The organism is Pseudomonas sp. S30, from assembly GCF_016518545.1.
Taxonomy (GTDB): domain Bacteria; phylum Pseudomonadota; class Gammaproteobacteria; order Pseudomonadales; family Pseudomonadaceae; genus Aquipseudomonas.
In genome coordinates this window covers 135,529-160,926 of sequence record NZ_JACVTO010000014.1, presented here as the reverse complement: position 1 = coordinate 160,926, position 25,398 = coordinate 135,529, and the positions used below count along the sequence as shown (strand labels likewise).

Here is a 25,398-nt window from a genome sequence, read left to right as displayed (position 1 = left end):
GGGGGCGTCTTCGGTCATGGAGGTCCTTGGGGGAGGCGGGGATCCATGAAGCAGTCTATGTGGTTCGGCGCAGCGACCGCTTGATACCGGTCAAGGACAATCGGAAGGGTAGATTCCAGGCAACAAAAAACCCGCACTGGGCGGGTTTCTTGTGTCGCTTCGGGTAACTTTGCAACCACCCGATGCTTGAAGGTGGTGCCCAGAGACGGAGTCGAACCGCCGACACGAGGATTTTCAATCCTCTGCTCTACCGACTGAGCTATCTGGGCGACGGGGCGAATTAAAAAGGTTTTCAGACCTTGCGTCAACGACTTTTTGAAAATTTTCTAAATTAATTCCGTCGCTTACGGTGACTGACTGTTTTTTGTACAGATCGCCCGTGCTCGACCTCACTCGCTCGGTGGTACGTAGCCTTCGGCCTTGGCGTGCTCCTGACCCGCGAAGAACTTGTCCATCTCGGCCTGGAGGAATTTACGGTCCTCGCCGTTCATCATGTTCAGGCGCTTCTCGTTGATCAGCATGGTCTGTTCCTTCTGCCAATCGGCCCAGGCCTTCTGGGAGATGTGATCGAAGATGTCCTGACCCTTGGCGCCGGGATAGGGCGGACGCTCCAGGCCGGGGAGTTCTTCGTTGTACTTGCGGCACATCACGGTGCGGGTCATGGGGCTTCTCCTGCATTCAAGGCATCGGCCGCGCGCGCGAGCAGCTTTTTCACCGGGGCGGCGAGGCCCAGGCGCGGCGGGGTGGCGAGGTTATACCAGAGCCAGTCGGGCTCGGCCACGTGGGACTCGACCGGGTCGACCTGCACCAGCCAGGGCTCGATCGCCAGCTGGAAGTGGCTGAAGGTGTGGGTCAGGCCCGGCAGGGCATGGCGCCCGTTCAGGCGCAGGCCATGCTGGTAGGCCAGGTCGTCGAGCTGCGCCAGGTCGTCGAGCTCGGGCAGGCTCCACAAGCCGCCCCACAGGCCGCTGGAAGGGCGACGATAGAGCAGGATGTCGCCTTGCCGGTTGGCCAGCAGCGGCATCAGCGCGCGGCGCTGGGGCAGGGTCTTGCGCGGCTTGGGTTCGGGGTAGCGCTTCTCTTCGCCCAGCAAGTGCGCCTCGCAGCCGCGTTGCAGCGGGCAGATCAGGCAGCTTGGCTTGCTGCGGGTGCAGAGCGTGGCGCCCAGGTCCATCATCGCCTGGGTGTAGTCGTTGACCCGCGTGGTCGGCGTGAAGCGCTCGGCCGCCGTCCACAGGGCATTGGCCACCTTGGGTTCGCCAGGATAGCCGGCCTGGGCGGTGAAGCGCGCCAGCACCCGCTTGACGTTGCCGTCCAGGATCGGCGCACGCAGGCCCATGCTGATGCTGGCGATGGCGCCGGCGGTCGAACGGCCGATGCCCGGCAGCTCGATGAGCTGGGCGACGCTGCGTGGAAACTCGCCGTCGTGCCGGGCGACGACGATCTGCGCCGCCTTCTGCAGGTTGCGCGCGCGGGTGTAGTAGCCCAGGCCCGTCCACAGGTGCAGCACTTCGTCCTCCGGCGCCTCGGCCAGCGCCTGCACGGTCGGCAGCGCCTGCATGAAGCGCTCGAAGTAATTGAGCACCGTGCTCACCTGGGTCTGCTGCAACATGATTTCCGAGACCCACACCCGATACGGGGTGATGCCCTGTTGCCAGGGCAGGTCGTGGCGGCCGTGACGGTCGAACCAGTCCAGCACGGCGCTGGAGAACTGCTGCGGGGTCATCGCTTGAACAGCCCCTTGAGCGCGTCCTTGAGTTCCGGGCTCACCTTGTCGCCGAGTTTTTCATCGAGTTTTTCGTCGATCTTGTCCTTCAGGCGATTGCCGGCCAGTTTGGCGGCGACCTTGCCCAGGCCATCCTGGTCCAGGCGGCAGGCCTTGGCGCCCAGCTCCAGCGGACCACGGCAGCGCAGCGGCAGCTCGACGCCGACGTAGCGCTGGTTCACCTGGCAAGCCGGATCGGGCATGGCCCGCTGGTCGCCCTCCACCAGCACGCCAATCCCGTAGTCCATGCCCAGCACCCGCAGGTCCACGTCGCCATGGCCGTTGACGGTCAGGCCGGGGATACGCACTTTCAGGTCCGGGTTGCTGGCCACGCCGTTGCGCACCACCAGCGAACCGTTCAATTGCTGGAACGGCGTGTCCTTGGCCCGCGGCTCGCCGCTGAGCTGCTTGCGGTTGAGGGTGGCGATGGCCTGGCACAGCTGCTGTTCCAGGTTGGCGTTGACCAGCACACCATCGCTGATGGTGAAGTTGGCGGTGCCATTGAGGGTGTCGACCAGCGCTTTCTGGCTGTTGCCGGTGGCGGTCAGGTCGCTGGACAGGGTCAGCAGGCCCTTGACCGGCGGCGCCTGGTCCGGTTTCTCGCGCTTGATGAAGTGCTCCACCGGTACCCGGGTGATCTGGGTGTTGATGCCCAGTTGCGGCACCGCAGGACGCACATCGACCGTGCCCTTGGCCTCGAAGCTGCCCTTGTAGAGGCCGCCGCGCAGGGTCTGCAGGGTCAGCAGGCCGCCTTGGCCGGTGGCTTGCAGGCGCGCATCGGTAATGGGCAACTTATCCAGGGTCAAGGCGCCGAACGCCAAATCGGCTTGCAGGTCGAGCGCACGCAGGCGATCGACCGGCAGCAGCTTATCGGTGCTCCAGGCCACTTGAGTCGGGGCGTCAGGCAGCGGCGAGCTGCCCGCACCGGCGAGCGCGCCGGCCTCCTGCTGCTGCACCTGGGCCTGGCGCGCCGCCTTGGCCCCCTTGGCTTCATCGCTCTTGGCCGGCAGGTAGCGGTCGGCATCGAAGGTGTCGCCCTTGAGCTGTACGCGCAGCGCCTGTTTGGCGAAGTCCTCGATGGCGACCCGGCCGGTGAAGCTGCTGTCGTCGAGCTTCACCGCCAGGTCCTGCAAGGCGATGGCCGTCTGCGAGCCTTCCAGGCGGGTGACCAGCTCGAGCTTGGAGAAGGCCTTGGGGTCGGCGGTGGCCGGCAGCGGATGGCCGATGCCGTCGAGGAAGGTGCGCAGGTCGAACTGGGCTACGGACAGGCCACCGCTCAGCTGCGCCGCGCCGTTCAGATCGCGCAGGTTCAGCTCGCCCAGGGCGCGCAGCTGGTTGGCCGAAACCTTGAGGCCGGTCCAGGACGCGACGTTGGCCGCCAGGTCCACCAGGACCTGCCCCTGGGCTGCGTAGGTCACGCTCTTGCCAGCGGTGGGCTCGCCCGAGATTTCCCCGGACAGGCGCATGTCGCCCAGGCTGTAGCGCTTGAGCTTGCGGTCGAAGCGCAGGTCGCCGACCAGCTCGGTACGCGCCTTCACGTTGGGGTCGCTGGCGCTGATGAACGCACTGGCCTTGAGCGGCGTGTCGACGCCGTCGTGCACCGGGCCGGTGCTCAGCTGGATGCTCTCGGCGCCGTAGCTCTTGCCGTTCTGCTCATCGGTGAACTGCACACGGGCGTTGTTCACGGTGAGGCTGTCGATGTCCAGCTTCACGGCGCGCTCGTTGTTGTCGCTCTTTGCCGCGCCAGGCGCCTGGCTCGGTTCGCTGGCCGCCGGCGCCTGGGCATCCTGCTCGGGCAGCGGCTTGCCGATGTCTTCCCAGTTGCCATGACCCTGCTGGTCGCGGACCAGGGTGAGGTTCAGACCTTCGACGCGGACATCGCTCATCTGCACTTCGCGGCGCAGCAGCGGCAGCACGCGCACCGACAGGCCGAGCATCTGCAAATCGGCGAACGGCTGCTTGGGATTGTTCAGCGTGGCGATGCTCGCCTCATGCAATTCCAGGCCCAGCCAGGGGAACAGGCTCCAGCCGATATCGCCGTTGAGCGTCAGCTCGACATGGGCCTTCTTGCGGGCCAGGTCGCGGATTTCATCTTTGTAGTCGTTGGGATCGAAGAGGTGGGTCAGGGCGAAGCCCAGCGCCACGACGATCAGCAACAACCCGAGAAGTCCCAGCCCCAGGATTTTGCCGAACGCTTTCATGGGCGAGTCCTTGTAGTCCGATAGGTGAATTCGAGCCGCAGAGTATAACCCTGTGAGCGGCGCTTCTCAGTAGCCGGCGCGAGATAGGGTGTATTCGGGGAATCGGAACCGCTCGACGCCCGGACTGTCGATGCAGTGACCGCACCGAGGGGGCAGGGTTTCGCTGAATGACAGCAGGCTATTTTTCGCAAACGGTTGCGTGCTTGCGCCCTGGCTTGGCGTCTGATGAAAAAATAACGATGTCAGTTTGATCTCACTGTCACCTGATGCTGGTAATCTTCGCCAGCTTACGGAGTGTCCGCGACCTAATGTCGCGGGGCAGCGACGCCGATTACGGCGCGACATTCGCCTTGCGTGCCGCGAAAAAGCCAGGGAAACGATCCGAAAGCACTGACAACTCATAAAAGGATCGAATCCATGAACAGCAGCAACACGCCAGGAGCGACGCCAAGCTTCCTGTCAAAGGAGCGCATCATCGCCCGTCCGGGCTTCAACCGCTGGCTGGTTCCCCCGGCGGCGCTGGCCATCCACCTGTGCATCGGCATGGCGTACGGCTTCTCGGTATTCTGGCTGCCCCTGTCGCAGGCCATCGGCATCACCGCCCCGGTGGCCTGTTCGCCGGACCTGGGCTTCATCGCCCGCCTGTTCAGCGCCGACTGCGATTGGCAGATCTCGATGCTGAGCTGGATCTACACCCTGTTCTTCGTCTTCCTCGGCTGCTCGGCGGCGGTGCTGGGCGGCTGGCTGGAACACGCCGGCCCGCGCAAGGCCGGCCTGGTATCGGCCCTGTGCTGGTGCGGCGGCCTGGTGATTTCGGCCATCGGTGTCAAGACCCATCAGTTGTGGCTGATGTGGCTGGGCTCGGGCGTGATCGGCGGCATCGGCCTGGGGCTGGGCTACATCTCCCCGGTATCGACCCTGATCAAGTGGTTCCCGGACAAGCGCGGCATGGCCACCGGCATGGCGATCATGGGCTTCGGCGGCGGCGCGATGGTAGGGGCGCCGCTGGCGACCGCACTGATGGGGCATTTCGCCAACGGCCAGGAAGTGGGCGTGTGGCAGAGCTTCGTCGCCATGGCGGCCATCTACTTCGTGTTCATGACCGCCGGTGCACTGGCTTATCGGGTGCCGCCGACCGGCTGGAAACCCGAGGGCTGGACTCCGCCGGTGAAGAAGGCCAACGCCATGGTCACCGACCGTCACGTGCATGTCAGCGTGGCCTGGAAAACCCCGCAGTTCGCGCTGGTGTGGCTGGTGCTGTGCCTGAACGTCTCGGCCGGTATCGGCATTCTCGGGATGGCCTCGCCGCTGCTGCAGGAGGTGTTCGGCGGCAAGCTGCTGGGCAACGACCTGAGCTTCAGTGAGCTCAATGCTGCGCAACTGGCGCAGATCGCCGCCATCGCGGCCGGCTTCACCGGTCTGCTGAGCCTGTTCAACATCGGCGGACGGTTCTTCTGGGCGTCCTTCTCCGACTACATCGGGCGCAAGAACACCTACTTCGCCTTCTTTGCCCTGGGCGTGGGCCTGTACACCCTGGTGCCGAACATGGGCCACATCGGCAATGTCGCGCTGTTCGTGGCGGCGTTCTGCATCATCCTGTCGATGTACGGCGGCGGTTTCGCCACCGTTCCAGCGTACCTGGCCGACCTGTTCGGCACGCAGATGGTGGGGGCGATCCACGGCCGCCTGCTGACCGCCTGGGCTGCCGCAGGCGTGCTCGGCCCGGTGCTGATCACCTACCTGCGCGAAGCGCAACTGGCCGCCGGTGTACCGCGCGCCGCTGCCTACGACATGACCTTGTACATCCTCGCCGGCCTGTTGGTTCTGGGCTTCATCTGCAACCTGCTGGTGCGTCCGGTGGCCGACAAGTACTTCATGACCGACGCCGAGCTTGCCGCAGAGCGTGCCCTGAGCCACGACAAGGGCGCCGATGGCACCAGGTCGCTGGAGTGGCATGCGGCGCCTGGCAGCCTGCCACTGGTGCTGCTGGCCTGGGCCGTGGTGGTGATTCCGCTGGCCTGGGGCGTGTGGATCACCCTGCAGAAGACCGCGGTGCTGTTCCACTGACGGTCAGTGCGCCGCGCCGGTTGGACCGACCGGCGGCAGGGCCTTTCGCGGGTAAACGCGTTCGCAGGGGTGTCTGGCATCCCTGGGAGCGGGTTTACCCGCGATTGCTTTTAGGCCGAGGCGTTCTGGGCCTATAATGGAGCCCTTTTCGCCCAATGATTTTGCGGAGCTGGTGATGGTCGAACGTAAGGCTTCCGTCGAGCGCAATACCCTGGAAACCCAGGTCAAGGCCTCGATCAACCTGGATGGCACGGGCAAGGCCCGATTCGAGATCGGTGTGCCGTTCCTTGAACACATGCTCGACCAGATCGCCCGGCACGGGCTCATCGATCTGGACATCGAATGCAAGGGCGACCTGCATATCGACGATCACCACACCGTCGAGGACGTCGGCATCACCCTCGGCCAGGCGTTCGCCAAGGCCGTGGGCGACAAGAAGGGCATCTTCCGCTATGGCCATGCCTACGTGCCGCTGGACGAGGCACTGTCGCGGGTGGTCATCGACTTCTCCGGCCGCCCGGGCCTGCAGATGCATGTGCCGTACACCCGTGCCTCGGTCGGCGGTTTCGACGTGGACCTGTTCCAGGAGTTCTTCCAGGGCTTCGTCAACCACGCGCTGGTCACCCTGCACATCGACACGCTTCGCGGGCACAACACCCATCACCAGATCGAAACCGTGTTCAAGGCCTTCGGCCGGGCGCTGCGCATGGCCGTGACCCTCGACGAACGCATGGCTGGCCAGATGCCGTCGACCAAGGGATGCCTGTGATGCAGACCGTCGCCGTCATCGACTATGGCATGGGCAACCTGCACTCGGTGGCCAAGGCCCTCGAACACGTGGGCGCTGGCAAGGTGCTGGTCACCAGCGATGCCGCGGTGATCCGCGAAGCCGACCGGGTGGTGTTCCCGGGCGTGGGGGCGATCCGCGACTGCATGGCCGAGATCCGCCGCCTGGGCTTCGACAGCCTGGTGCGCGAAGTCAGCCAGGACCGGCCCTTCCTCGGCATCTGCGTGGGCATGCAGGCCCTGCTGGAGCGCAGCGAGGAAAACCAGGGCGTGGACTGCATCGGCCTGTTCCCCGGCCAGGTGCGCTTCTTCGGCAAGGACCTGGCGCAGGATGGCGAGCACCTGAAGGTGCCGCACATGGGCTGGAACGAGGTCAGCCAGACCATCGACCATCCGCTGTGGCACGACATTCCGGATCGTGCCCGCTTCTACTTCGTGCACAGCTACTACATCGCGGCCGGCAAGCCGGGGCAGGTGGTCGGCCGTGGTCACTATGGCGTGGATTTCGCTGCCGCGCTGGCCGACGGCTCGCGCTTCGCCGTGCAGTTCCACCCGGAAAAGAGCCATACCCACGGCCTGCAACTGCTGCAGAACTTCGTCGCCTGGGACGGTCGCTGGTAATGGGTCGCGCCAAGGCCCGAGCGCCGATCCTGACGCTGGCCCCCGAGCAGGAGCGCGAAGCCCTCGACACGCTCCAGCGCTTTCTCGAAGACCGCTTCGAACTGCAATTGGGTTCGTTCGAAGTGGCCGAGGTGCTCGAGGTGTTCGCCCGTGAAGTGGCACCGCATTACTACAACCGGGCGGTCGCCGACGTGCAACTGCACCTCAAGGAACGCTTCGACGCCATCGAGAGCGACTTGTGGGCGCTGGAGAAGAACTGAGGCCGCTGTGAGCCGCCGCCGGGTTCCACCCTCGCGCCCCGGCCACCGTCCGTATTACAACGCGCACTGCGTGTCGCTCGCCGCTCGCAGCTCGCCGTTCAACAAAGGAAAGAACATGCTGATTATTCCTGCAATCGATCTGAAAGACGGTGCCTGTGTACGTCTGCGTCAGGGCCGGATGGACGACTCCACGGTATTTTCCGACGATCCGGTGAGCATGGCCGCCAAGTGGGTCGAGGGCGGCTGCCGCCGCCTTCACCTGGTCGACCTCAATGGTGCCTTCGAAGGCCAGCCGGTCAACGGCGAGGTGGTCACCGCCATCGCCCGGCGCTATCCCGATCTGCCGATCCAGATCGGTGGCGGTATCCGCTCGCTGGAGACCATCGAGCATTACGTCAAGGCCGGCGTCAGCTACGTGATCATCGGCACCAAGGCCGTGAAGCAGCCCGAATTCGTCGCCGAGGCCTGCAAGGCGTTTCCCGGCAAGGTCATCGTCGGTCTGGATGCCAAGGACGGTTTCGTCGCCACCGACGGCTGGGCCGAGGTCAGCAGCGTCCAGGTCATCGACCTGGCCAGGCGTTTCGAGGCCGATGGCGTTTCGGCGATCGTCTACACCGACATCGCCAAGGACGGCATGATGCAGGGCTGCAACGTGCCCTTCACCAAGGCCCTGGCCGAAGCCACCCGCATTCCGGTGATCGCCTCGGGCGGCATCCACAACCTGGGTGACATCAAGGCCCTGCTCGATGCCAAGGCGCCGGGCATCGTCGGTGCGATCACCGGCCGTGCCATCTACGAAGGTACGCTCGATGTGGCCGAGGCCCAGGCCTTCTGCGACAACTACTAAGAACAGCGGTACGCTGCCAGCGGCAAGCGCAGGAACAAGCCGGACCCCGCACCGCTTCGACCCGTGACTGGCCGCCGACAGCTCGGCGCTGTTCCACCAGGAGCCCCCGATGGCTTTAGCAAAACGCATCATCCCTTGCCTGGACGTGGACAACGGCCGGGTGGTCAAGGGCGTCAAGTTCGAGAACATCCGCGACGCCGGTGATCCGGTGGAAATCGCCCGCCGCTACAACGAGCAGGGCGCCGACGAAATCACCTTCCTGGACATCACCGCCAGCGTCGACGGCCGTGACACCACCCTGCACACCGTCGAACGCATGGCCAGCCAGGTGTTCATCCCGCTGACCGTGGGCGGTGGCGTGCGCAGCGTGCAGGACATCCGCAACCTGCTCAACGCCGGGGCGGACAAGGTCTCGATCAACACCGCGGCGGTGTTCAACCCCGAGTTCGTCGGCGAGGCAGCCGAGCGCTTCGGCTCCCAGTGCATCGTCGTCGCCATCGATGCGAAGAAAGTGTCCGCGCCGGGCGAGACGCCGCGCTGGGAGATCTTCACCCACGGCGGACGCAAGCCGACCGGGCTGGATGCCGTGCAGTGGGCGAAGAAGATGGAAGCCCTGGGGGCGGGGGAGATCCTGCTCACCAGCATGGACCAGGATGGCATGAAGAATGGCTTCGACCTGGGCGTGACCCGGGCCATCAGCGACGCCCTGGGGATTCCGGTGATCGCATCGGGGGGCGTGGGCAATCTGCAACACCTGGCCGACGGCATCCTGGAAGGGCATGCCAGTGCGGTGTTGGCCGCGAGCATCTTCCATTTTGGCGAGTACACGGTGCCGGAGGCCAAGGCCTACATGGCGTCGCGTGGAATCGTGGTGCGCTGAGAGAGGTTGCCCGCCTTCGCGGGTGAAGCCTCGGCCAACCGCCGCCCCCGTGCGGGCCGTCAGTTGGCCGAGGGCTTCACCCGCGACCGATCATCCGTGATTCTTGCCCAGCAGGGCGTGGTACAGCTCGGTGTCGCCGAGGATGCCGACCACCTTGTCGTTCTCCTGGAGCACCAGCTTGTTGCCGGTGTGGTAGCGGATCTGCAGCGCTTCACGCATGCCGATGTCGGCATGCACCAGCGTCGGCCGACGGCCCAGCGCCTCCACGTCCTGGCCCGGCGCCCAGTTCTGCAGGTCCAGGCCGTTCTGCCCCTGGCGCGCGCGCTGCAGCGAACCCCCTTCGCCCAGGTCCAGCCAGGAGTCCCCGCTGGGGTCCAGGCATACCGAACCGTTGATGCGCTTGCAGTCGTTGACGCTGCGCATCAGGCTGCGGCCGCACAGCACGTTGAGCGGGTTGGTGTGGGCGACGAAGGTGCGCACGTATTCATCGGCCGGGTTCAGCACGATCTCCTCGGGCCTGCTGTACTGGATGATCCGTCCGTCCTTCATGATGGCGATACGACTTCCCAGCTTGAGCGCCTCGTCCAGGTCATGGCTGACGAACACGATGGTCTTGCTCAACTTGCGCTGCAGTTCCAGCAGTTCGTCCTGCAGGCCCTGGCGAATCAGCGGGTCGAGCGCCGAGAAGGGCTCGTCCATCAACAGGATGTCGGCGTCCATGGCCAGGGCCCGGGCCAGGCCCACGCGCTGCTGCATCCCGCCGGACAGCTCGTCGGGCTTCTTGTTGCGCCACTGGGTCAGGCCCACCAGTTCCAGTTTCTCGTCCACCAGCTTGCGTCGCTCCTTCTCGGGGCGACCCTGCATCTCCAGGCCGAAGCTGATGTTCTCGCGCACCGTCAGCCAGGGCATCAGGGCGAATTTCTGGAACACCATGGCGATGCGCTTGGTGCGCATCATCTTCAGCTCTGCTGGCGTGCAATGGGCGATGTCGATGTGCTTGCCTTCGTGTTCGACGAACAGCTTGCCCCGGCTGACGGTGTTCAGGCCATTGATGCAGCGCAGCAGGCTCGACTTGCCCGAGCCGGACAGCCCCATCAGCACGCAGATCTCGCCCTTCTGGATGTCTAGGTTGGCTTTCTCGACGCCGACCACCAGGCCGGTCTGCTTGAGGATCTGCTCGCGGGTCTTGCCCTGGTCGAGCAACCCCAGCGCTTCGCGGGGTTTGTTGGAGAAGATGACGTCGACATCTTCGAAGCGAATGATGCTCATGCTTCACTCCTGGCCGGCAGTTCCGGTTGCTTGCAGATGCGGTCGAGCATGATCGCCAGCAGCACGATCGCCAGGCCCGCTTCGAAGCCGAGCGAGATGTCGGCGGTGTTGAGTGCGTTGACCACCGGCTTGCCCAGGCCGTCGGCGCCCACCAGGGCGGCGATCACCACCATCGACAGCGACAGCATGATGCATTGGGTCACGCCGGCAGCGATGCTCGGCATGGCGTGGGGCAATTCGATGCGGGTGAGCAGCTGACGGCGTGAGCAGCCGAACGCCTTGCCGGCGTCCATCAGTTCCTGGGGCACGTCGCAGATGCCCAGGTAGGTGAGACGAATGGGCGCGGCGATGGCGAAGACCACGGTGGAGATCAGCCCTGGCACCACGCCCAGGCCGAACAGGGTCAGGGTCGGGATCAGGTAGACGAAGGTCGGCACGGTCTGCATCAGGTCCAGCACCGGACGCATGGCGGTGTAGAACATGGGCTTGTGCGCGGCGACGATGCCCAGCGGCACGCCGATGGCCACGCAGACCACCGTGGCGAAGCTCACCTGGGCGAGCGTCTCCAGGGTTTCCTGCCAGTAGCCCAGGTTGAGGATCAGCAGGAACGACAGCGCCACGAAGAGGGTCAGGCCCACCCGGCGCTGGATCAGGTGCGCCAGGGCGGCGAACAGGGCAATGAGCACGAAGGGGTTGAACCAGGTCAGGGCACTGGTGACGCCATGGATCATGAATTCCAGGCCTTGGGCGATCGCATCGAAATAGTCGGCGCCGTTCTGGGTCAACCATTCGACGAATGAGGCCATGTACTGCCCCAACGGTATTTTCTGATCGATAAGCATGATAGCGAGCTTCCACCTGCAAAGATTGTCATCAGTCCGGGGCGTCACGGTCGCGCCCCGAGGTAGTGCCTAGCGGCCGTCGCCGGCCACTGCTGCTACTGCATGGTTCGGTGTCATTGCGCGAGCTTGGCCCTGGCCGCCTCGAGGCCCGGCTTGCCATCCACGGTGGTCACGCCTGCCAGCCAGGCATCGAGCTTGCCGGGGTTGTCCTTGAGCCAGCGCCTGGCAGCGGCGTCGGGTTTCATCTTGTCGTCCAGGACATAGCCCATCATGGTGCTTTCGTCCTTGAGCTCGAACGACAGGTTCTTCAGCAACTGTCCGACGTTGCTGCACTGCTCGGTGTAGCCCTTGCGGGTGTTGGTGTAGACGGTGGCCTTGCCGAAGTCCGGGCCGAAGTAGGCGTCGCCGCCGGTGAGGTACTGCATCTTGAAGCGGGTGTTCATCGGGTGCGGTTCCCAGCCGAGGAAGACGATGCCCTGGCCTTTGCGCTGGTCCTTGTCGACCTGGCTGAGCATGCCCGCCTCACTGGACTGGACCATCTTGAAGCCTGCGTCCTTCAGGCCGAAAGCGTTCTCGTCGATCATCTTCTGGATGGTGCGGTTGCCATCGTTGCCCGGCTCGATGCCGTAGAGCTTGCCGTCCAGCTCCTGCTTGAACCGGACGATGTCCTTGAAGTCCTTCAGGCCCTTGTCGTAGAGCGACTGGGAGACGGCCAGGGTGTACTTGGCGTTCTCCAGGTTGGCCCGCACGGTCTCGACGGTACCGGCGTCGCGGTACGCCTTGATGTCGTTCTCCATGGTCGGCATCCAGTTGCCGAGAAACACGTCCAGGTCCTTGCCGGTGGCCAGCGACTTGTAGGTCACCGGCACCGAAATCATGGTGGTGCGAGCCTTGTAGCCCAGCGCCTCGAGGACCACGCTGGTGGTGGCGGTGGTCACGGCGATGTCGGTCCAGCCGACGTCGGAGAAGCGAACCGTCTGGCACTGCTCGGGTTCGGCGGCCTGGGCCAGCAGCGGGGCTGCGAGCACAGCGGCCAGTAAGAGCTTGGGCGAAGCGTTCATTCGGGTGGACTCCTGTGATTTTTTCTTCGGGTTCGCGCAGTCCGCCGCCACGTTCTGAGGTGTCGGTCGTCCAGGCCTGCAGAGGGCAGGTTGCGAGGCCGTGCAATACGAGTCGGTTTCGATAATCCCCCAGCGTTCGACGCTCGCCTACTGGTGGGGTCGTAACCAGTGCAGGACAGGTCGCATCCAGTACGGGCAATGTCGCTTACGGATTCTTCCTACCATCGAGCCGTGAAAATGCATCCTCCCCTCGCGCAAAAGCGGCGAAATGATGGCCGCGCCCCAGGGCGCTGCCGGACAAAATCAGGTCGGTTGCAGACGGCGAGCGCTGGGTTAAAACCCCGATCATGCCTGCATTCGCGGCATCCGCCGCCCTCAGCCTAGCCGCTGGCTGCGCCGCCCCCCTGGCGCGCAGGAACAAGCCCATCAAGAGGTGATTCGACAATGGCCATCAGCGTGTTCGACCTGTTCAAGATCGGTGTCGGGCCTTCCAGCTCGCATACCGTAGGCCCCATGCGCGCCGCCGCGCTGTTCGTCCAGGGGCTGCGCGAACGCGGCGAACTGGAGCAGGTACGGCGCGTCGAGGTGCGCCTGTATGGCTCGCTGTCGGCCACCGGGATCGGCCACGGCACCGACAACGCCACCATCATGGGATTGATGGGCGAGTGGCCCGATTCCATCGAGCCGACGCAGATCGCCCCGCGCATCGCCGACCTGCGTGAAACCGACACGCTGCTGCTCGACAACCGCCTGCCGATCGAATTCGTCTGGTCCCGCGACATGCGGCTGCTGGACGAGAACCTGCCGTACCATCCCAACGCCATGACCCTGGTGGCCGAGGGCGAGCAGGGCGAGCTGCACCAGGACACCTACTACTCGGTCGGTGGCGGTTTCGTGGTCGATGCCGCGCAAGCGGCCAGCGGCGTGCTGGACGCCGACCAGACCGTGCTGCCGTACGATTTCAACAGTGCCGCCGAACTGCTGCGCCTGTGCAAGCAAAACGACATGCGCGTGTCGCAATTGATGATGGAGAACGAGAAGGTCTGGCGCAGCGAAGCCGAGATCCGTGCCGGCCTGCTCAAGCTCTGGCACGCCATGCAGGAGTGCGTGAACAACGGCCTGAAGTACGAGGGCACGCTGCCCGGCGGGCTCAACGTTCGCCGTCGGGCAGCCAAGCTGCACCGCAGCCTGCAGGAAATCGGCAAGCCCAACGTGATCGGCTCGACCATGAGCGCGATGGAATGGGTCAACCTGTTCGCCCTGGCGGTCAACGAAGAGAACGCCGCGGGCGGGCGCATGGTCACTGCACCGACCAATGGCGCAGCGGGCATCATCCCGGCGGTGCTGCACTACTACATGCGCTTCTCCGATGCAGTGGACGAGTCCAACGTGGTCGATTTCTTCCTGGGCGCAGCCGCGGTGGGCATCCTGTGCAAGAAGAATGCGTCGATCTCCGGGGCCGAAGTCGGCTGCCAAGGCGAGGTCGGGTCGGCCTGTGCCATGGCCGCTGCGGGCCTGGCCGACGTGCTCGGCGCCACCCCTGCGCAGTTGGAGAACGCGGCCGAGATCGCCCTGGAGCACAACCTGGGGCTGACCTGCGATCCGGTCGGTGGCCTGGTTCAGGTGCCGTGCATCGAGCGTAACGCCATCGCTGCGGTGAAGGCGATCAATGCCGTGCAGATGGCCCTGCGCGGCGACGGCGAGCATTTCATCTCCCTCGACCATGTCATCCGCACCATGCGCGACACCGGGGCGGACATGCACGACAAGTACAAGGAAACCTCCCGCGGCGGCCTGGCCGTCAACGCCATCGAGTGCTGATGCGCCGCCCTGACTCTTTTCCGTGCGCTGTGCTGCATGGTTGTGCAGCCACCGGGCATCGCCCGGACACGGCCCGGATGTCGTTATGGGTGTCGCCGTTGTCGGTGACACTTATGAATGTCGCTTCTGGGCAACCTTCACACAAGTGCTACCGATTTGCTCAGCCGTGACAGGCAAGGGCGCTGGCACGCCGATTTGCGTTCATCAGCCCGCTCTCTCGGAAAGGCCCTACAGGACGCACGCCAACGTCGTTTTCAGGTTTTTTTGGATGGCCGTTCAATTTCGGGCACGGCCTTTGCGTAACGATAGATAAAGCCCCTGCACACGAACAGCGGGCCATGACAACAAAGCCGTGCCCGCCTGAGGCACATCCAGCATTTGTGTGAGGAGAATTCACGATGACGTCGTACACCTCCGGGCCATCCCAGAACCGCACAGCTCCCCAGTCCATCGGCTTTCTCCTGCTGGACAACTTCACCCTCATCTCACTGGCGTCGGCGGTCGAACCGCTGCGCATGGCCAACCAGTTGTCCGGTCGCGAGCTGTATCGCTGGCATACCTTGACCCTGGATGGCGGTCAGGTGTGGGCCAGCGATGGCCTGCAGATCACCCCCGACGCCGCGATGCACAGCGCGCCGGCCATCGACACGGTGATCGTCTGTGGGGGCGTTGGCATTCAGCGCGCCGTCACCCGCGAGCACGTCACCTGGCTGCAGGCACAGGCGCGTCAGTCGCGCCGGCTCGGCGCCGTGTGCACCGGCAGTTGGGCGCTGGCCTGTGCCGGTCTGCTCGACGGCTTCGACTGCAGCGTGCATTGGGAATGTCTGGCCGCCATGCAGGAGGCGTTCCCACGGGTCAACATGAGCACCCGCCTGTTCACCCTCGACCGCAATCGCTTCACCAGCTCCGGTGGCACCGCGCCCCTGGACATGATGCTGCACCTGATCAGTCGCGACCACGGCCGTGAACTGTCGGCGGCCATTTCCGAGATGTTCGTCTACGAGCGTATTCGCAACGAACAGGACCACCAGCGGGTGCCGCTCAAGCACATGCTGGGCACCAATCAGCCCAAGCTTCAGGAAATCGTCGCGCTGATGGAGGCCAACCTCGAGGAGCCGATCGACCTCGACGAACTGGCGGTGTATGTCAACGTGTCGCGGCGTCAGCTGGAGCGCCTGTTCCAGAAATACCTGCACTGCTCGCCGTCGCGCTACTACCTGAAGCTGCGCCTGATTCGCGCGCGACAACTGCTCAAGCAGACGCCGATGTCGATCATCGAGGTGGCGTCGGTGTGCGGCTTCGTCTCCACGCCGCACTTCTCCAAGTGCTACCGCGAGTACTTCGGCATCCCGCCACGCGACGAGCGCGTGGGCTCCAATACCGCCCAGCAGGTGGCGATGATGCCGATTCCGCAGGCCATGGCGCTGTCACCGCACAGCGGCCCGATGGCGGCCTTGAGCCAGGCGCGGAACGAGTCGACCTTCGCCAGCGTGAGGCTTTGAGCGTGCGTCGAGCCGGTCGCCGGTGCTGATGCCGGTGACTGGCTCGACGCCGAGCCGACTCATCCCCGCCGGGTGTACTGCGCGAGCGCCGGCAACAACTGCTTGTCGATGGCCTGGCGCACCGCCGGCAGGATGGTCGCGCTGCCGGTGTACATCTGCTCCACCATCCCCTTCAGTGCCCGGGCGTTGGGCTCGTTGAGCCCGCGCACCGCCGCCTCGCAGGCTTCGTCGGCACTGGCGCCAGCGGGAATGTCGAAACCACGGGCGCGCAAGTGGCCCAGCAGGTCGTCCTGATCGATCAAATCGGCATGCATCATGGTAAGGGGCCCTTGTCGGCTGTGGTGATGTACGAGCGATTCTGTGATTCCCACGACGGCCCCGCAAGCCCGATCTCAGGCGATGGCTGCCATGGCTAAGAACAGGTCGTTCCCGGCTAAATCCGCAGTCGAGGAAATCAGCACACTGGAGCCATTCACGGCACCGAGGGCTTGGTCACCCTCACTCACGCGCAGTGGATGATGCTCGCGCTCCGCCCCGGTTGCTCACGGCTTCCGGGGTTTTTTCATGGGTCACGGGCGTCAGCCACGCAGCCCCATCACCCTGCCGACATAGCAGGCCGCTTCGCGTGCCGGCTGCTGGTCAAGCCATGCCTGCAAACGCTCGACACTTCCCTCACTGAACGGCGCCGACCTCGGCCCGGCCAGGTCCACATGCAACAACATCTGTTCGCTCGCCGAGAGCACGTCGGCGAAGCCCTCGCGGTGCAGCGTGTGATAGACGTGCAGACGCTTGCTGTCATAGCCGAGGACCTGCGTCTGCACCCAGACCTCGGTGCCGAGCTTCACCTCGTGCAGGTAGTTGATGTGCGCCTCCAGGGTGAACAGCGAGTGGCCGCTACGGCCTCGGCTGCCGGCGTCCAGGCCGATGCGCTCCATCAGCGCATCGGTGGCGTAGCTGAAGATCAGCAGGTAGAAGGCATCGCGCAGGTGCCCGTTGTAGTCCACCCAGTCCTGGGCGATGGTGGTGCGGTAGGTGATCGATGCCGTCATGTCGCTGTCCTCAGTCGCCGAAGGCCAGGCCATGCTCGGCCTTGCTGTGCTTCACCGCCGCCAGCACTGCCAGCAGGGTGTCGTCGCGGTAGCGCTCCAGCGCGGCGATGCTGCGCGCGCCCAGCTGCTCGGTGGTGCCTTCGACCACCTCGTCGATCAGCCGGTCGGTGAGTTCGGGGGCCGGCAGGTAGGTCCAGGGCAGTTGCAAGGCCGGCCCGAACTGCGCCATGAAGTGGCGCATGCCAGCATCGCCACCGGCCAGGGTGTAGGTGAGGAACGTGCCCATGAACGACCAGCGCAGGCCCGCCCCGAAGCGGATCGCATCGTCGATCTCAGCCGTGCTGGCCACCCCGTCGTTGACCAGGTGCAGCGCCTCGCGCCACACCGCTTCGAGCAGACGATCGGCGATGAAGCCCGGCACCTCCTTGCGCACGTGCAGCGGGCGCATGCCCAGGGCGGTGTAGACGGTCCTGGCGGCTTCGATGGCTTCAGGTGAGGTGTGGCGATTGCCCACGATCTCCACCAGTGGCAGCAGGTAGACGGGGTTGAACGGGTGGCCCACCAGGCAGCGTTCCGGGTGCGTGGACGCGGCATAGAACTCGCTGGGCAGCAGGCCCGAGGTGCTGGAGGCGATGAGCGCCTCGGGCTTGGCCGCCGCGCTGATCCGGGCGTGCAGGTCGAGCTTCAGATCCAGGCGCTCGGGGGCGCTTTCCTGAATGAAGTCGGCATCGCCCACGCACGCCTCGACGGTGCTGACGAAGGTCAACCGGTGCTGCGCGGCGCCTTCGGCCAGGCCTTGTTTTTCCAGGGCGGGCCAGGCATTGGCAATGCGCCTGCGCAAGGCCTGTTCGGCGCCGGGCGCCGGGTCCCAGGCGATCACGTCCAGGCCGTGGGCGAGGGCGCGGGCGATCCAGCCGCTGCCGATGACGCCGCAGCCGAGTGCAGCGAAGGTCTTGATGTCAGTGATGAAGGGCATGTCAGTCTCTCCGAAGGTCTGCACAAGGGCTCAGCGGCGTTGCAGGTTCATCTTTGCCCGACCCTCGGCCGGCGTGAGCACGCGGGCGCCGAGACGGCTGATGATCTGAACCGCGCGTTCGACCAGTTGGCCGTTGCTGGCCAGCACGCCCCGGTCGAGGTAGAGGTTGTCTTCCAGGCCGACCCGCACGTTGCCGCCCAGTAGCACCGCCTGGGCGGCCATGGGCATCTGCATGCGACCGATGCCGAAGCCCGCCCAGGTGACACCGGCCGGCAGGTTGTCGACCATCGCCTTCATGGTGGCGGTGTCGGCCGGCGCGCCCCAGGGAATACCCAGGCACAGCTGGAACAGCGGGTCGTGCAGCAGGCCTTCCTTGATCATCTGCTTGGCGAACCACAGGTGGCCGGTGTCGAAGATTTCCAGTTCGGCCTTCACCCCCAGCTCGCTGATGCGCCGGGCGCCGGCGCGCAGCTGCGCCGGGGTGGAGACGTAGATCGAGTTGCCGTCGCCGAAGTTGAGGGTGCCGCAGTCCAGGGTGCAGATTTCCGGCAGCAAGGCCTCCACGTGCGCCAGGCGCTCCAGTGGGCCTATCAGGTCGGTGCCGGCGCCGAAGGCCATCGGCGCTTCGCCGGGGCCGATCTCCAGGTCGCCGCCCATGCCGGCGGTGAGGTTGACGATCACGTCCACGTCGGCTTCGCGAATGCGTTCCATGACTTCGCGGTACAGCGCGACGTCGCGGCTGAAGCGGCCGGTCTGCGGGTCGCGGACATGGCAGTGCACCACGGTGGCGCCGGCCTGGGCGGCTTCCACGGCCGCGGCGGCGATCTGCTTGGGTGTGACGGGGACCAGGTGGCTCTTGGCGGCGGTGTCGCCGGCGCCGGTCAGGGCGCAAGTGATGATGACGTCATGGTTCATGGGCATGTCCTTGAGTATCTGCGGTGGCTTTTTCACGGGTGAGCGCGTTCCTCCCGGTGTGAAGGGGCGCATTCGACCGTGAAAAGGCGCTGTCAGTTGGCGCTGAGGTTCAGGTGCTCGGTCGCTGGCTGGCCGTCGAAGGTGGTCACCCCGTCGAGCCAGCGCGCCTTGTCCTGGGGATGGTCCTGAAGCCACTGGCGCGCCGACGCCAGCGGATCCTTGTGGTCGAGCAGCGGCTGCATCATGCGGCTCTCGTCCTCGGCGCTGAAGGTGAGGTTGGCCAGCAGGCGACTGGCGTTCGGGCAGCGTTGCGCGTAGTCGGGCGCGGTGACGGTCCAGACCGTGGCACGCCCTTCGTCCGGGCCGAGCGCGTCCTGGCTGTCGCCCAGATAGACCATGTCGAGGTTGACGTTCATCGGATGCGGTTTCCACCCGAAGAACACCACCGCCTGCTTGCGCCGCACGGCGCGATCGACGGCGGCGAGCATGCCCGCCTCGCTGGATTCGACCAGCTGGAACCGGCCCAGGCCGAACTGGTTTTTCGCGATCATGGCCTTGATCTGGGTGTTGGCGCCCGAGCCCGGCTCGATGCCGTAGAGTTTGCCGCCCAGGGCCTTCTCGAACCTGTGGATGTCGGCGAAGGTCTTCAGGCCCTGGTCGGCCAGGTACCTGGGCACGGCCAGGGTGGCGCGGGCGTCGTCCAGGCTGGGCTTGTCGAGCACCTTCACCTGGCCCGCCTCGATGAACGGCGTGAGGGTCTGGGTCATGATCGGGTTCCAGTAGCCCAGGAACAGGTCCAGGCGCTTGTCGCGAATGCCGGCGAAGATGATTTGCTGGGAAGCGCTGGTCTGGCGCGTCTGGTAGCCCAGGCCGTCCAGTAGCACCTGGGCCACGGCGCTGGTGGCGATGACGTCGGTCCAGTTGACCACGCCCAGGCGTACGGTCTTGCAGGCGGCGGGCTCGGCCGCCAGTAGCGGAGTGACGAGGATGCCGCTCAGGGCGAGGGACAGCAGGCTGCGGCGGATCAGGCGAGGCATGATGGCTCTCCATCGGCAGGGCGTATTGTTATGGGGTCCGGCCTCTGCGGGCCGTGGGAAAAACGTTACGCCCATGGCACAGTGGGCAATCGCACGCTGGCGACCCGCAATTGCACTGCAGCGACCCTCTACCCTTCGGGAGTCCACGATGCCGGAAACCGTCCAGTTCCTGCTCTTGCCAGGGTTTTCCGCGTTGGGCTTCATCAGCGCCCTGGAGCCGTTGCGGGTAGCCAATCGCTTTCGCGGTGCGCTGTACCGCTGGCGCGTGCTGAGCCTGGATGGCGGACCGGTGCTGGCCAGCAATGGCATGTCGGTCAACGCCGACCTGGGGCTGGCCGAAGCCGAGCGGGGCGCGATGCTGCTGGTGGTGGCCGGCTTCGAGCCGCTGGCCTGCCACGGGCCGCAGCTGGTGCAGGCGTTGCGGCGGGTGGCGCAGGAGGGCGCGGTGCTGGGCGGCATCGATACCGGTGCGATGGTGTTGGCCCAGGCGGGTCTGCTCGACGGGTATCGCGCCACCTTGCACTGGGAGGCGCTGGACGCTTTCCGGGAGCGCTACCCGCGCCTGCACGCCACCCAGGAACTGTTCGAGATCGACCGTCGGCGCATCACCTGCGCAGGCGGTACCGCGTCGATCGACCTGATGCTGGACCTCATCGCCCAGGCCCATGGCAGCCAGTTGGCGATCCAGGTGTCCGAGCAGTTCGTGCTGGGGCGTATCCGTCCGCGCCAGGATCACCAGCGCATGGCGATCGCCAGCCGCTACGGCATCCGCAACGCCAAGTTGGTGAAGGTGATCGGCGAAATGGAGCGCGACCTCGAGCAGCCGCTGGATACCCGTGCGTTGGCCGAAGCGGTGCAGGTCACCCGGCGTCAGCTGGAGCGCCTGTTCCGCCTGCACGTGCAGGACACCCCGCGCGGCTTCTACCTGGGCTTGCGCCTGGACAAGGCGCGCCAGTTACTGCGCCAGACCGACATGAGCGTGCTGCAGGTCGCGCTGGCCTGCGGCTTCGAGTCGTCGTCGTATTTCACCCGATGCTACCGGGCGCGATTCCAGTGCTGCCCACGACACGACCGCTCCCCGGGCGCATCTGCGGCCTCTACATAGCCACAGCGGCTCGCCGCTGTCAGCCAATCGCCGACTGCGCGCCTACTGCTGCCCGACCGACTGCAAGTATTCCGAACGCTCGTCGCTGCGCTGCGCCACGCAGGTGTTCCATGCGGCCTCGAAGGCCTTGCTGCCGGGCTTTTCGGCATAGGTCTCGACCTTGCAGTCGGCATCGCGCAGCTGGGTCCAGAGTTTCTGCGCCGCGTCCATGCGCGCGCTCAGGGCGCTGGCCTTGTCGCTTTCGTCGGCGTACTGATCGCGGATGCGCTGGATCAGGTCGTCATAGGCAGACTTGAGCTCGCGCTCGGCGGTCTGCTTGTTGTAGGCCGCGCAGGCATAGCCCTGCTGGTCGGTCTCGACGTTGTCGCAGGGCGTGCTGTCTTCCTGGGCGGCCTGGGCGCCGAGCGCCACGAACAGCAGCACCAGCCATGCCTTTGATTTCATCCGATTTCTCCTGAACGCACTGACGAGTCGTCGAGGATTCTCGCTCAGCCTCGTGTCGGTAGATAGGGGGGGCGGAAAATGTTCATGATCATCTATCGACGTTCCAGAGTGACACTGCGCAGCAGAATAGGAGGATCAGCATCAGGGCTTGGTACGTCGGTTGAACTGATTGAGCAGATCAGCAAACATCTTTCCGAGTGGATAGCCCCTGTAGTATTGAGCATCGAATCTGAGTACGTGACTCTTGATATAGGGTATGTCTAAGTTCAGGCGTTCGCCCGGGTTTTTCGCCGTAGCAGTTTCGAGGTTGCCAACGAGTGATTCAAGGGCTAAGTAGCCTCCTATGAAATCCACTGCTTCTTTGGTGAATTTCTCATAGCGCTCGGTCAGCGCAAAAATTCCAATACTGTTTTTCGAACGGATGCATCCTGTAGCAGACTCCAGTTTTATCTGGAGTTGATCCCTGACTTTTTCAAATTCCGCTAGTACCCTAGGCAGGTCGAGAGTGGGATGGGCGCATGCAAACGAAATTGCTTCTCTATCAAAGAAAGGATGCAGATGCTGGGTTTTGAAAAAATCCTCATCCCCTTTCAATGAGCTGTTGCATGAGTAGCAACTCGGTATCAAGTTTGCCAGGCTCAGACCCAGGTGAGGATACAGAGACTGCGGGTAGAAATGGTCCAGGGTCGGCCGGAGCTTCCCGGTCTTCTTGTCTTTGAAGACCGTATGGGCATAATTGTAGTTGCAATAAGGACACGTCGTGAGCGTGGACTTTCTGCAGAGATCGTAGGCATTCCATGGAGGGCAGGGTAGCTTTGAGTGGGGCTTGTCTCTGAACCTGGAGTAATTGAAGATTTTCTTCAGGTCCTTTATAAGTAGCGCGTAGTTTGCAGCGCCCAATATCGGTCTGTGGTGCAAAAGTTTATGAATAGACCACTCCATCTGCCGGCGACTGTTGGAAAGGATCGCTCGTCGTACCGATATCACGAAGTTTTTGCTGTGTGGGCTTTGCGCTTTGGGAATGTCGTGGTCGATGAAGTTCTGAATAATGGCTGACAAATAAGCCTTGTGTTCATCCTTAGCGTGCTTCCAGGTATCAGGCATCGAGATGATCAAGACTGAGATCCTTGATGCATGGTCAGCAGACGCTTCAGTTCAGCGGTAATCAAAGGGTCGTCGATCACCGACATGAGGTACTGATCTCTCTCGGTGAACATTCCTTTCCTGATGGATGCGATGGTTTCGTTGATCCTGCGAATAGCGAATTCGCCAATCGTCACTGCTCCGAAAGACCTATTCAAGATAGCGTGAAGAGGCGCTGCGAATGCTGGCATCTGCCCCGGAGGCGATTCGGGAAGAAAAACTTCGTCATTTTGTGCTGCTGGGGTCTGAATCGTACCTCGCCGCTGTGGCCTCAGACGGCAGATAAAGTCGTGTGGTACATCGGAGGCCAGTAACGGTGAATGGGAGGCGATGATCAGCTGGAGTGTTTCAAGTTTGAATTTCTCCTTGCAGGTCGTAAAGAATTTGTTCAATTGCCAAATATATTTTCGTTGCCAAGCGAGGTGTAGGTAGGCGTCACCTTCGTCCAGAAACAATACCAGGTTGCGGCGGCCTTTTTCTGCATGCGCACGAATGCCCTCATGCAACGATATGATCTGGTTGACGATGGCCCACTGGCCGGAGCTCATGTGGGGCAGGCAGATGGTGAACAGCGTCAACTGCGGGCTGCTGAATAAGTCTCGATCGGTATGTGGTTTGACACGGTATCGAAAACGGCCGGCGTTGATTTCTTTGAACGGGAGCGTGTTCAGCGCGTCGGCCGTAGCCTCCACGACAGATGATAGATTATCAAGTCGCTCAAGCCTTGGTTTAAAGCTTCGAGTTTTGAAGAAAGGGTTGGGGCTGTACATGTCCAGGAGATTTATTATATCTTTTTCATGGAATTTTTTATTTTTTAGCATGTGTTGAATGGTGGCGTGGATTGCAATGGATTTATATGGCGACGGCTCGGTGCAAGATAAAATGTGGGCTGATATCTGCTTGCCTGCTTCACCCAAAAGATAGTCCAGTTTCCGCTCCATGTCAGTGAGTTTTTCTATATGGGAAACTTTCCTTTCTTCTGCCGTGTCAACGGGTATATTTTGCAGGTCTCGGGTCATTCGTCGCACAGTCAGATCGAGCTTTTTCATGTACTCCAGATTATGCAATGGCGAATCATCTGAGTGTAGGAGCCTTCTGATCGCAAGACGCGCCAGGGCAGTACCGACTTTTCCGATGTCGACATTCAGCTCTGCAAAAATTTGGGGGGAGAGGTCGAATTCAGCCAGAATTTTCCTATGGTGGTGAAGTTCGAAGAGGTCGTGTTTTCTCTGATTTGAAACATTGATTAGGTTGCCTTGTCGGCCCAGAATGGGCTGATTGCGAACAGGGCTATAGTAAATCAGGCCGTAGCGTTTAAGCCTAGCTTTGTCATAGTAATTCGAATGATGGAATTGCAGCTGGCAGTCGGATTCGAAATGTTCATGTCGGCCTGGCCAGAATTTCTCAATGGTCTTTTGAATAAATTGAGTCTTCCCGGAACCATTTGGACCTATGATCAGCGACACCGAGTCGATGTCAAACAAGTTGTAACTGTCCGCTTTTGCCAGCGTCAGGCGTTGGCCTCGTATTTCGATGGACGTCAACACAAAGAATCCTTTCCTCGATCAGTGGATTCCGGAATTCTGGCTGATCTGATGGCTTTTTGACAGATCTTGGCCAACGCGGCCCATGACCCTGTCCTGGTGCGCTTGACGCTTTCGGCAAACCCCCTGTCGTTTTTGCACCGAGGCGTCGCAGGCCGCAGGCATATGCTGGCCCCAAACCGCCGGCCCTGGTTCGGCGCGACCCATTACAAGCCTTACGATAAAAGGGGACAGCCTGATGAGCCCAGCCGAATTACACGCCGACAGCATCGTCATCGATGGTCTGATCATCGCCAAGTGGAACCGCGAGCTGTTCGAAGACATGCGCAAGGGAGGCCTGACCGCGGCCAACTGCACCGTGTCGGTCTGGGAAGGTTTCAAGGCCACCGTCGACCAGATCGCCGCCAGCCAGAAGCTGATCCGCGAGAACAGCGACCTGGTGATGCCGGTGCGCACCACCGCCGACATCCGCAAGGCCAAGGAACAGGGCAAGACCGGCATCCTCTTCGGCTTCCAGAACGCCCATGCCTTCGAGGACCAGATCGCCTACGTGGAGATCTTCAAGCAGCTGGGCGTGGGCATCGTGCAGATGTGCTACAACACCCAGAACCTGGTCGGCACCGGCTGCTACGAACGTGACGGCGGCCTGTCGGGCTTTGGCCGCGAGATCGTCGCCGAGATGAACCGCGTCGGCATCATGTGCGACCTGTCCCACGTCGGCTCCAAGACCAGCGAAGAGGTGATCCTCGAGTCGAAGAAACCGGTGTGCTACTCCCACTGCCTGCCCTCGGGCCTGAAGGAGCACCCGCGCAACAAGTCCGATGAGGAACTGAAGTTCATCGCCGACCACGGCGGCTTCGTCGGCGTGACCATGTTCGCGCCGTTCCTGGCCAAAGGCATCGACTCGACCATCGACGACTACGCCGAGGCCATCGAGTACACCATGAACATCGTCGGTGAGGACGCCATCGGCATCGGCACCGACTTCACCCAGGGTCACGGCCAGGAATTCTTCGAGTACCTCACCCACGACAAGGGCTACGCCCGTCGCCTGACCAACTTCGGCAAGATCATCAACCCGCTGGGTATCCGCACCGTCGGCGAATTCCCCAACCTCACCGAGACCCTGCTCAAACGCGGTCACCCCGAGCGCGTGGTGCGCAAGATCATGGGCGAGAACTGGGTCAACGTATTGAAAGACGTCTGGGGCGAGTAAGCCGCTCTCCAAGCCTCAAGCCCCCGCCAGCAACGCCGGGGCAACCC

24 protein-coding genes and 1 tRNA gene are annotated in these 25,398 nt (G+C 63.5%); 10 read left to right on the top strand and 15 right to left on the bottom strand.

Annotated elements, in window-relative coordinates:
* Positions 1-193 precede the first annotated feature (193 nt).
* The 4 genes from IAE34_RS16700 to IAE34_RS16685 form a co-directional block, all read right to left on the bottom strand.
* Positions 194-269, bottom strand: a tRNA-Phe gene (locus IAE34_RS16700).
* 120 nt (positions 270-389) lie between these two features.
* Entirely contained in the window at positions 390-662 is a 273-nt protein-coding gene (locus IAE34_RS16695; protein WP_200140064.1) for an oxidative damage protection protein, read from the bottom strand.
* Positions 659-1,726, bottom strand: coding sequence for an A/G-specific adenine glycosylase (mutY, locus tag IAE34_RS16690; RefSeq protein ID WP_200140063.1), 1,068 nt, complete (start codon positions 1,724-1,726; stop codon positions 659-661). The genes IAE34_RS16695 and mutY overlap by 4 nt, the downstream gene beginning before the upstream one ends.
* Entirely contained in the window at positions 1,723-3,966 is a 2,244-nt protein-coding gene (locus tag IAE34_RS16685) for an AsmA family protein (RefSeq protein ID WP_200140062.1), read from the bottom strand. Before IAE34_RS16685 ends, mutY begins: the two co-directional genes overlap by 4 nt.
* Before the next feature lie 417 nt (positions 3,967-4,383).
* Here IAE34_RS16685 and IAE34_RS16680 point away from each other — a divergent pair, with 417 nt between their 5' ends.
* The 6 genes from IAE34_RS16680 (at position 4,384) to hisF (ending at position 9,427) form a co-directional block, all read left to right on the top strand.
* The gene (locus tag IAE34_RS16680; RefSeq protein ID WP_200140061.1) at positions 4,384-6,033 is read left to right on the top strand and encodes an OFA family MFS transporter; all 1,650 of its coding nucleotides are present in this window, start codon (positions 4,384-4,386) and stop codon (positions 6,031-6,033) included.
* A gap of 175 nt (positions 6,034-6,208) precedes the next feature.
* Positions 6,209-6,802: an imidazoleglycerol-phosphate dehydratase HisB gene (hisB, locus tag IAE34_RS16675; RefSeq protein WP_200140060.1), complete on the top strand. Its 594-nt coding sequence runs from the start codon at positions 6,209-6,211 to the stop codon at positions 6,800-6,802.
* Entirely contained in the window at positions 6,802-7,440 is a 639-nt protein-coding gene (gene hisH, locus IAE34_RS16670) for an imidazole glycerol phosphate synthase subunit HisH (protein WP_200140059.1), read from the top strand. Before hisB ends, hisH begins: the two co-directional genes overlap by 1 nt.
* Positions 7,440-7,700 (top strand): DUF2164 domain-containing protein, encoded by a 261-nt coding sequence (locus IAE34_RS16665; protein WP_200140058.1) that lies wholly within the window; start codon positions 7,440-7,442, stop codon positions 7,698-7,700. Before hisH ends, IAE34_RS16665 begins: the two co-directional genes overlap by 1 nt.
* A 115-nt stretch (positions 7,701-7,815) precedes the next feature.
* The gene (gene hisA / locus IAE34_RS16660; protein ID WP_200140057.1) at positions 7,816-8,547 is read left to right on the top strand and encodes a 1-(5-phosphoribosyl)-5-[(5-phosphoribosylamino)methylideneamino]imidazole-4-carboxamide isomerase; all 732 of its coding nucleotides are present in this window, start codon (positions 7,816-7,818) and stop codon (positions 8,545-8,547) included.
* Positions 8,548-8,656: 109 nt separating this feature from the next.
* Positions 8,657-9,427: an imidazole glycerol phosphate synthase subunit HisF gene (gene hisF, locus IAE34_RS16655; protein ID WP_200140056.1), complete on the top strand. Its 771-nt coding sequence runs from the start codon at positions 8,657-8,659 to the stop codon at positions 9,425-9,427.
* Positions 9,428-9,517: 90 nt separating this feature from the next.
* On the opposite strand, the gene choV is transcribed toward hisF, so the two are convergent.
* The 3 genes from choV to IAE34_RS16640 form a co-directional block, all read right to left on the bottom strand.
* On the bottom strand, positions 9,518-10,696 hold the full coding sequence (choV, locus tag IAE34_RS16650; RefSeq protein WP_200140055.1) for a choline ABC transporter ATP-binding protein: 1,179 nt from the start codon (positions 10,694-10,696) through the stop codon (positions 9,518-9,520).
* Positions 10,693-11,541, bottom strand: coding sequence for a choline ABC transporter permease subunit (gene choW, locus IAE34_RS16645; RefSeq protein WP_200140070.1), 849 nt, complete (start codon positions 11,539-11,541; stop codon positions 10,693-10,695). Before choW ends, choV begins: the two co-directional genes overlap by 4 nt.
* A 110-nt stretch (positions 11,542-11,651) precedes the next feature.
* Entirely contained in the window at positions 11,652-12,599 is a 948-nt protein-coding gene (locus IAE34_RS16640) for a choline ABC transporter substrate-binding protein (RefSeq protein ID WP_200140054.1), read from the bottom strand.
* A 444-nt stretch (positions 12,600-13,043) separates the two neighbouring features.
* On the opposite strand from IAE34_RS16640, the gene IAE34_RS16635 reads away from it, so the two are divergent.
* Positions 13,044-14,420: an L-serine ammonia-lyase gene (locus tag IAE34_RS16635; RefSeq protein ID WP_200140053.1), complete on the top strand. Its 1,377-nt coding sequence runs from the start codon at positions 13,044-13,046 to the stop codon at positions 14,418-14,420.
* A gap of 398 nt (positions 14,421-14,818) precedes the next feature.
* Complete coding sequence (locus IAE34_RS16630; protein ID WP_200140052.1) at positions 14,819-15,922, top strand: GlxA family transcriptional regulator; 1,104 nt, start codon at positions 14,819-14,821, stop codon at positions 15,920-15,922.
* A 59-nt stretch (positions 15,923-15,981) separates the two neighbouring features.
* On the opposite strand, the gene IAE34_RS16625 is transcribed toward IAE34_RS16630, so the two are convergent.
* The 5 genes from IAE34_RS16625 to choX form a co-directional block, all read right to left on the bottom strand.
* Positions 15,982-16,239, bottom strand: coding sequence for a hypothetical protein (locus IAE34_RS16625; protein WP_200140051.1), 258 nt, complete (start codon positions 16,237-16,239; stop codon positions 15,982-15,984).
* 261 nt (positions 16,240-16,500) lie between these two features.
* On the bottom strand, positions 16,501-16,971 hold the full coding sequence (locus tag IAE34_RS16620; RefSeq protein ID WP_200140050.1) for a thioesterase family protein: 471 nt from the start codon (positions 16,969-16,971) through the stop codon (positions 16,501-16,503).
* A 10-nt stretch (positions 16,972-16,981) separates the two neighbouring features.
* Entirely contained in the window at positions 16,982-17,947 is a 966-nt protein-coding gene (locus tag IAE34_RS16615; RefSeq protein WP_200140049.1) for an L-carnitine dehydrogenase, read from the bottom strand.
* Between the two features lie 30 nt (positions 17,948-17,977).
* A complete protein-coding gene (locus tag IAE34_RS16610; protein WP_200140069.1) occupies positions 17,978-18,862 on the bottom strand; it encodes a 3-keto-5-aminohexanoate cleavage protein in 885 nt (294 codons plus the stop codon).
* Positions 18,863-18,954: 92 nt separating this feature from the next.
* Positions 18,955-19,899, bottom strand: coding sequence for a choline ABC transporter substrate-binding protein (gene choX, locus IAE34_RS16605; protein WP_200140048.1), 945 nt, complete (start codon positions 19,897-19,899; stop codon positions 18,955-18,957).
* A gap of 148 nt (positions 19,900-20,047) precedes the next feature.
* Here choX and IAE34_RS16600 point away from each other — a divergent pair, with 148 nt between their 5' ends.
* Positions 20,048-21,004, top strand: a complete 957-nt coding sequence (locus tag IAE34_RS16600; RefSeq protein WP_200140047.1) for a GlxA family transcriptional regulator — start codon at positions 20,048-20,050, stop codon at positions 21,002-21,004.
* Between the two features lie 42 nt (positions 21,005-21,046).
* Here the strand turns inward: IAE34_RS16600 and IAE34_RS16595 are convergent, their stop codons facing one another.
* The 3 genes from IAE34_RS16595 to IAE34_RS16585 all read right to left on the bottom strand — a co-directional run bounded on the left by IAE34_RS16595 (position 21,047) and on the right by IAE34_RS16585 (position 24,135).
* Positions 21,047-21,448 carry a lysozyme inhibitor LprI family protein gene (locus IAE34_RS16595; RefSeq protein WP_200140046.1) on the bottom strand — a complete coding sequence of 134 codons (402 nt, stop codon included), beginning with the start codon at positions 21,446-21,448 and terminating at the stop codon, positions 21,047-21,049.
* Between the two features lie 141 nt (positions 21,449-21,589).
* A complete protein-coding gene (locus tag IAE34_RS16590) occupies positions 21,590-22,564 on the bottom strand; it encodes a hypothetical protein (RefSeq protein WP_200140045.1) in 975 nt (324 codons plus the stop codon).
* On the bottom strand, positions 22,561-24,135 hold the full coding sequence (locus IAE34_RS16585; protein WP_200140044.1) for an AAA family ATPase: 1,575 nt from the start codon (positions 24,133-24,135) through the stop codon (positions 22,561-22,563). The genes IAE34_RS16590 and IAE34_RS16585 overlap by 4 nt, the downstream gene beginning before the upstream one ends.
* Positions 24,136-24,373: 238 nt before the next feature.
* Between IAE34_RS16585 and IAE34_RS16580 the strand changes: the two genes are divergently transcribed.
* Positions 24,374-25,351 carry a dipeptidase gene (locus IAE34_RS16580; RefSeq protein ID WP_200140043.1) on the top strand — a complete coding sequence of 326 codons (978 nt, stop codon included), beginning with the start codon at positions 24,374-24,376 and terminating at the stop codon, positions 25,349-25,351.
* Positions 25,352-25,398 lie beyond the last annotated feature (47 nt).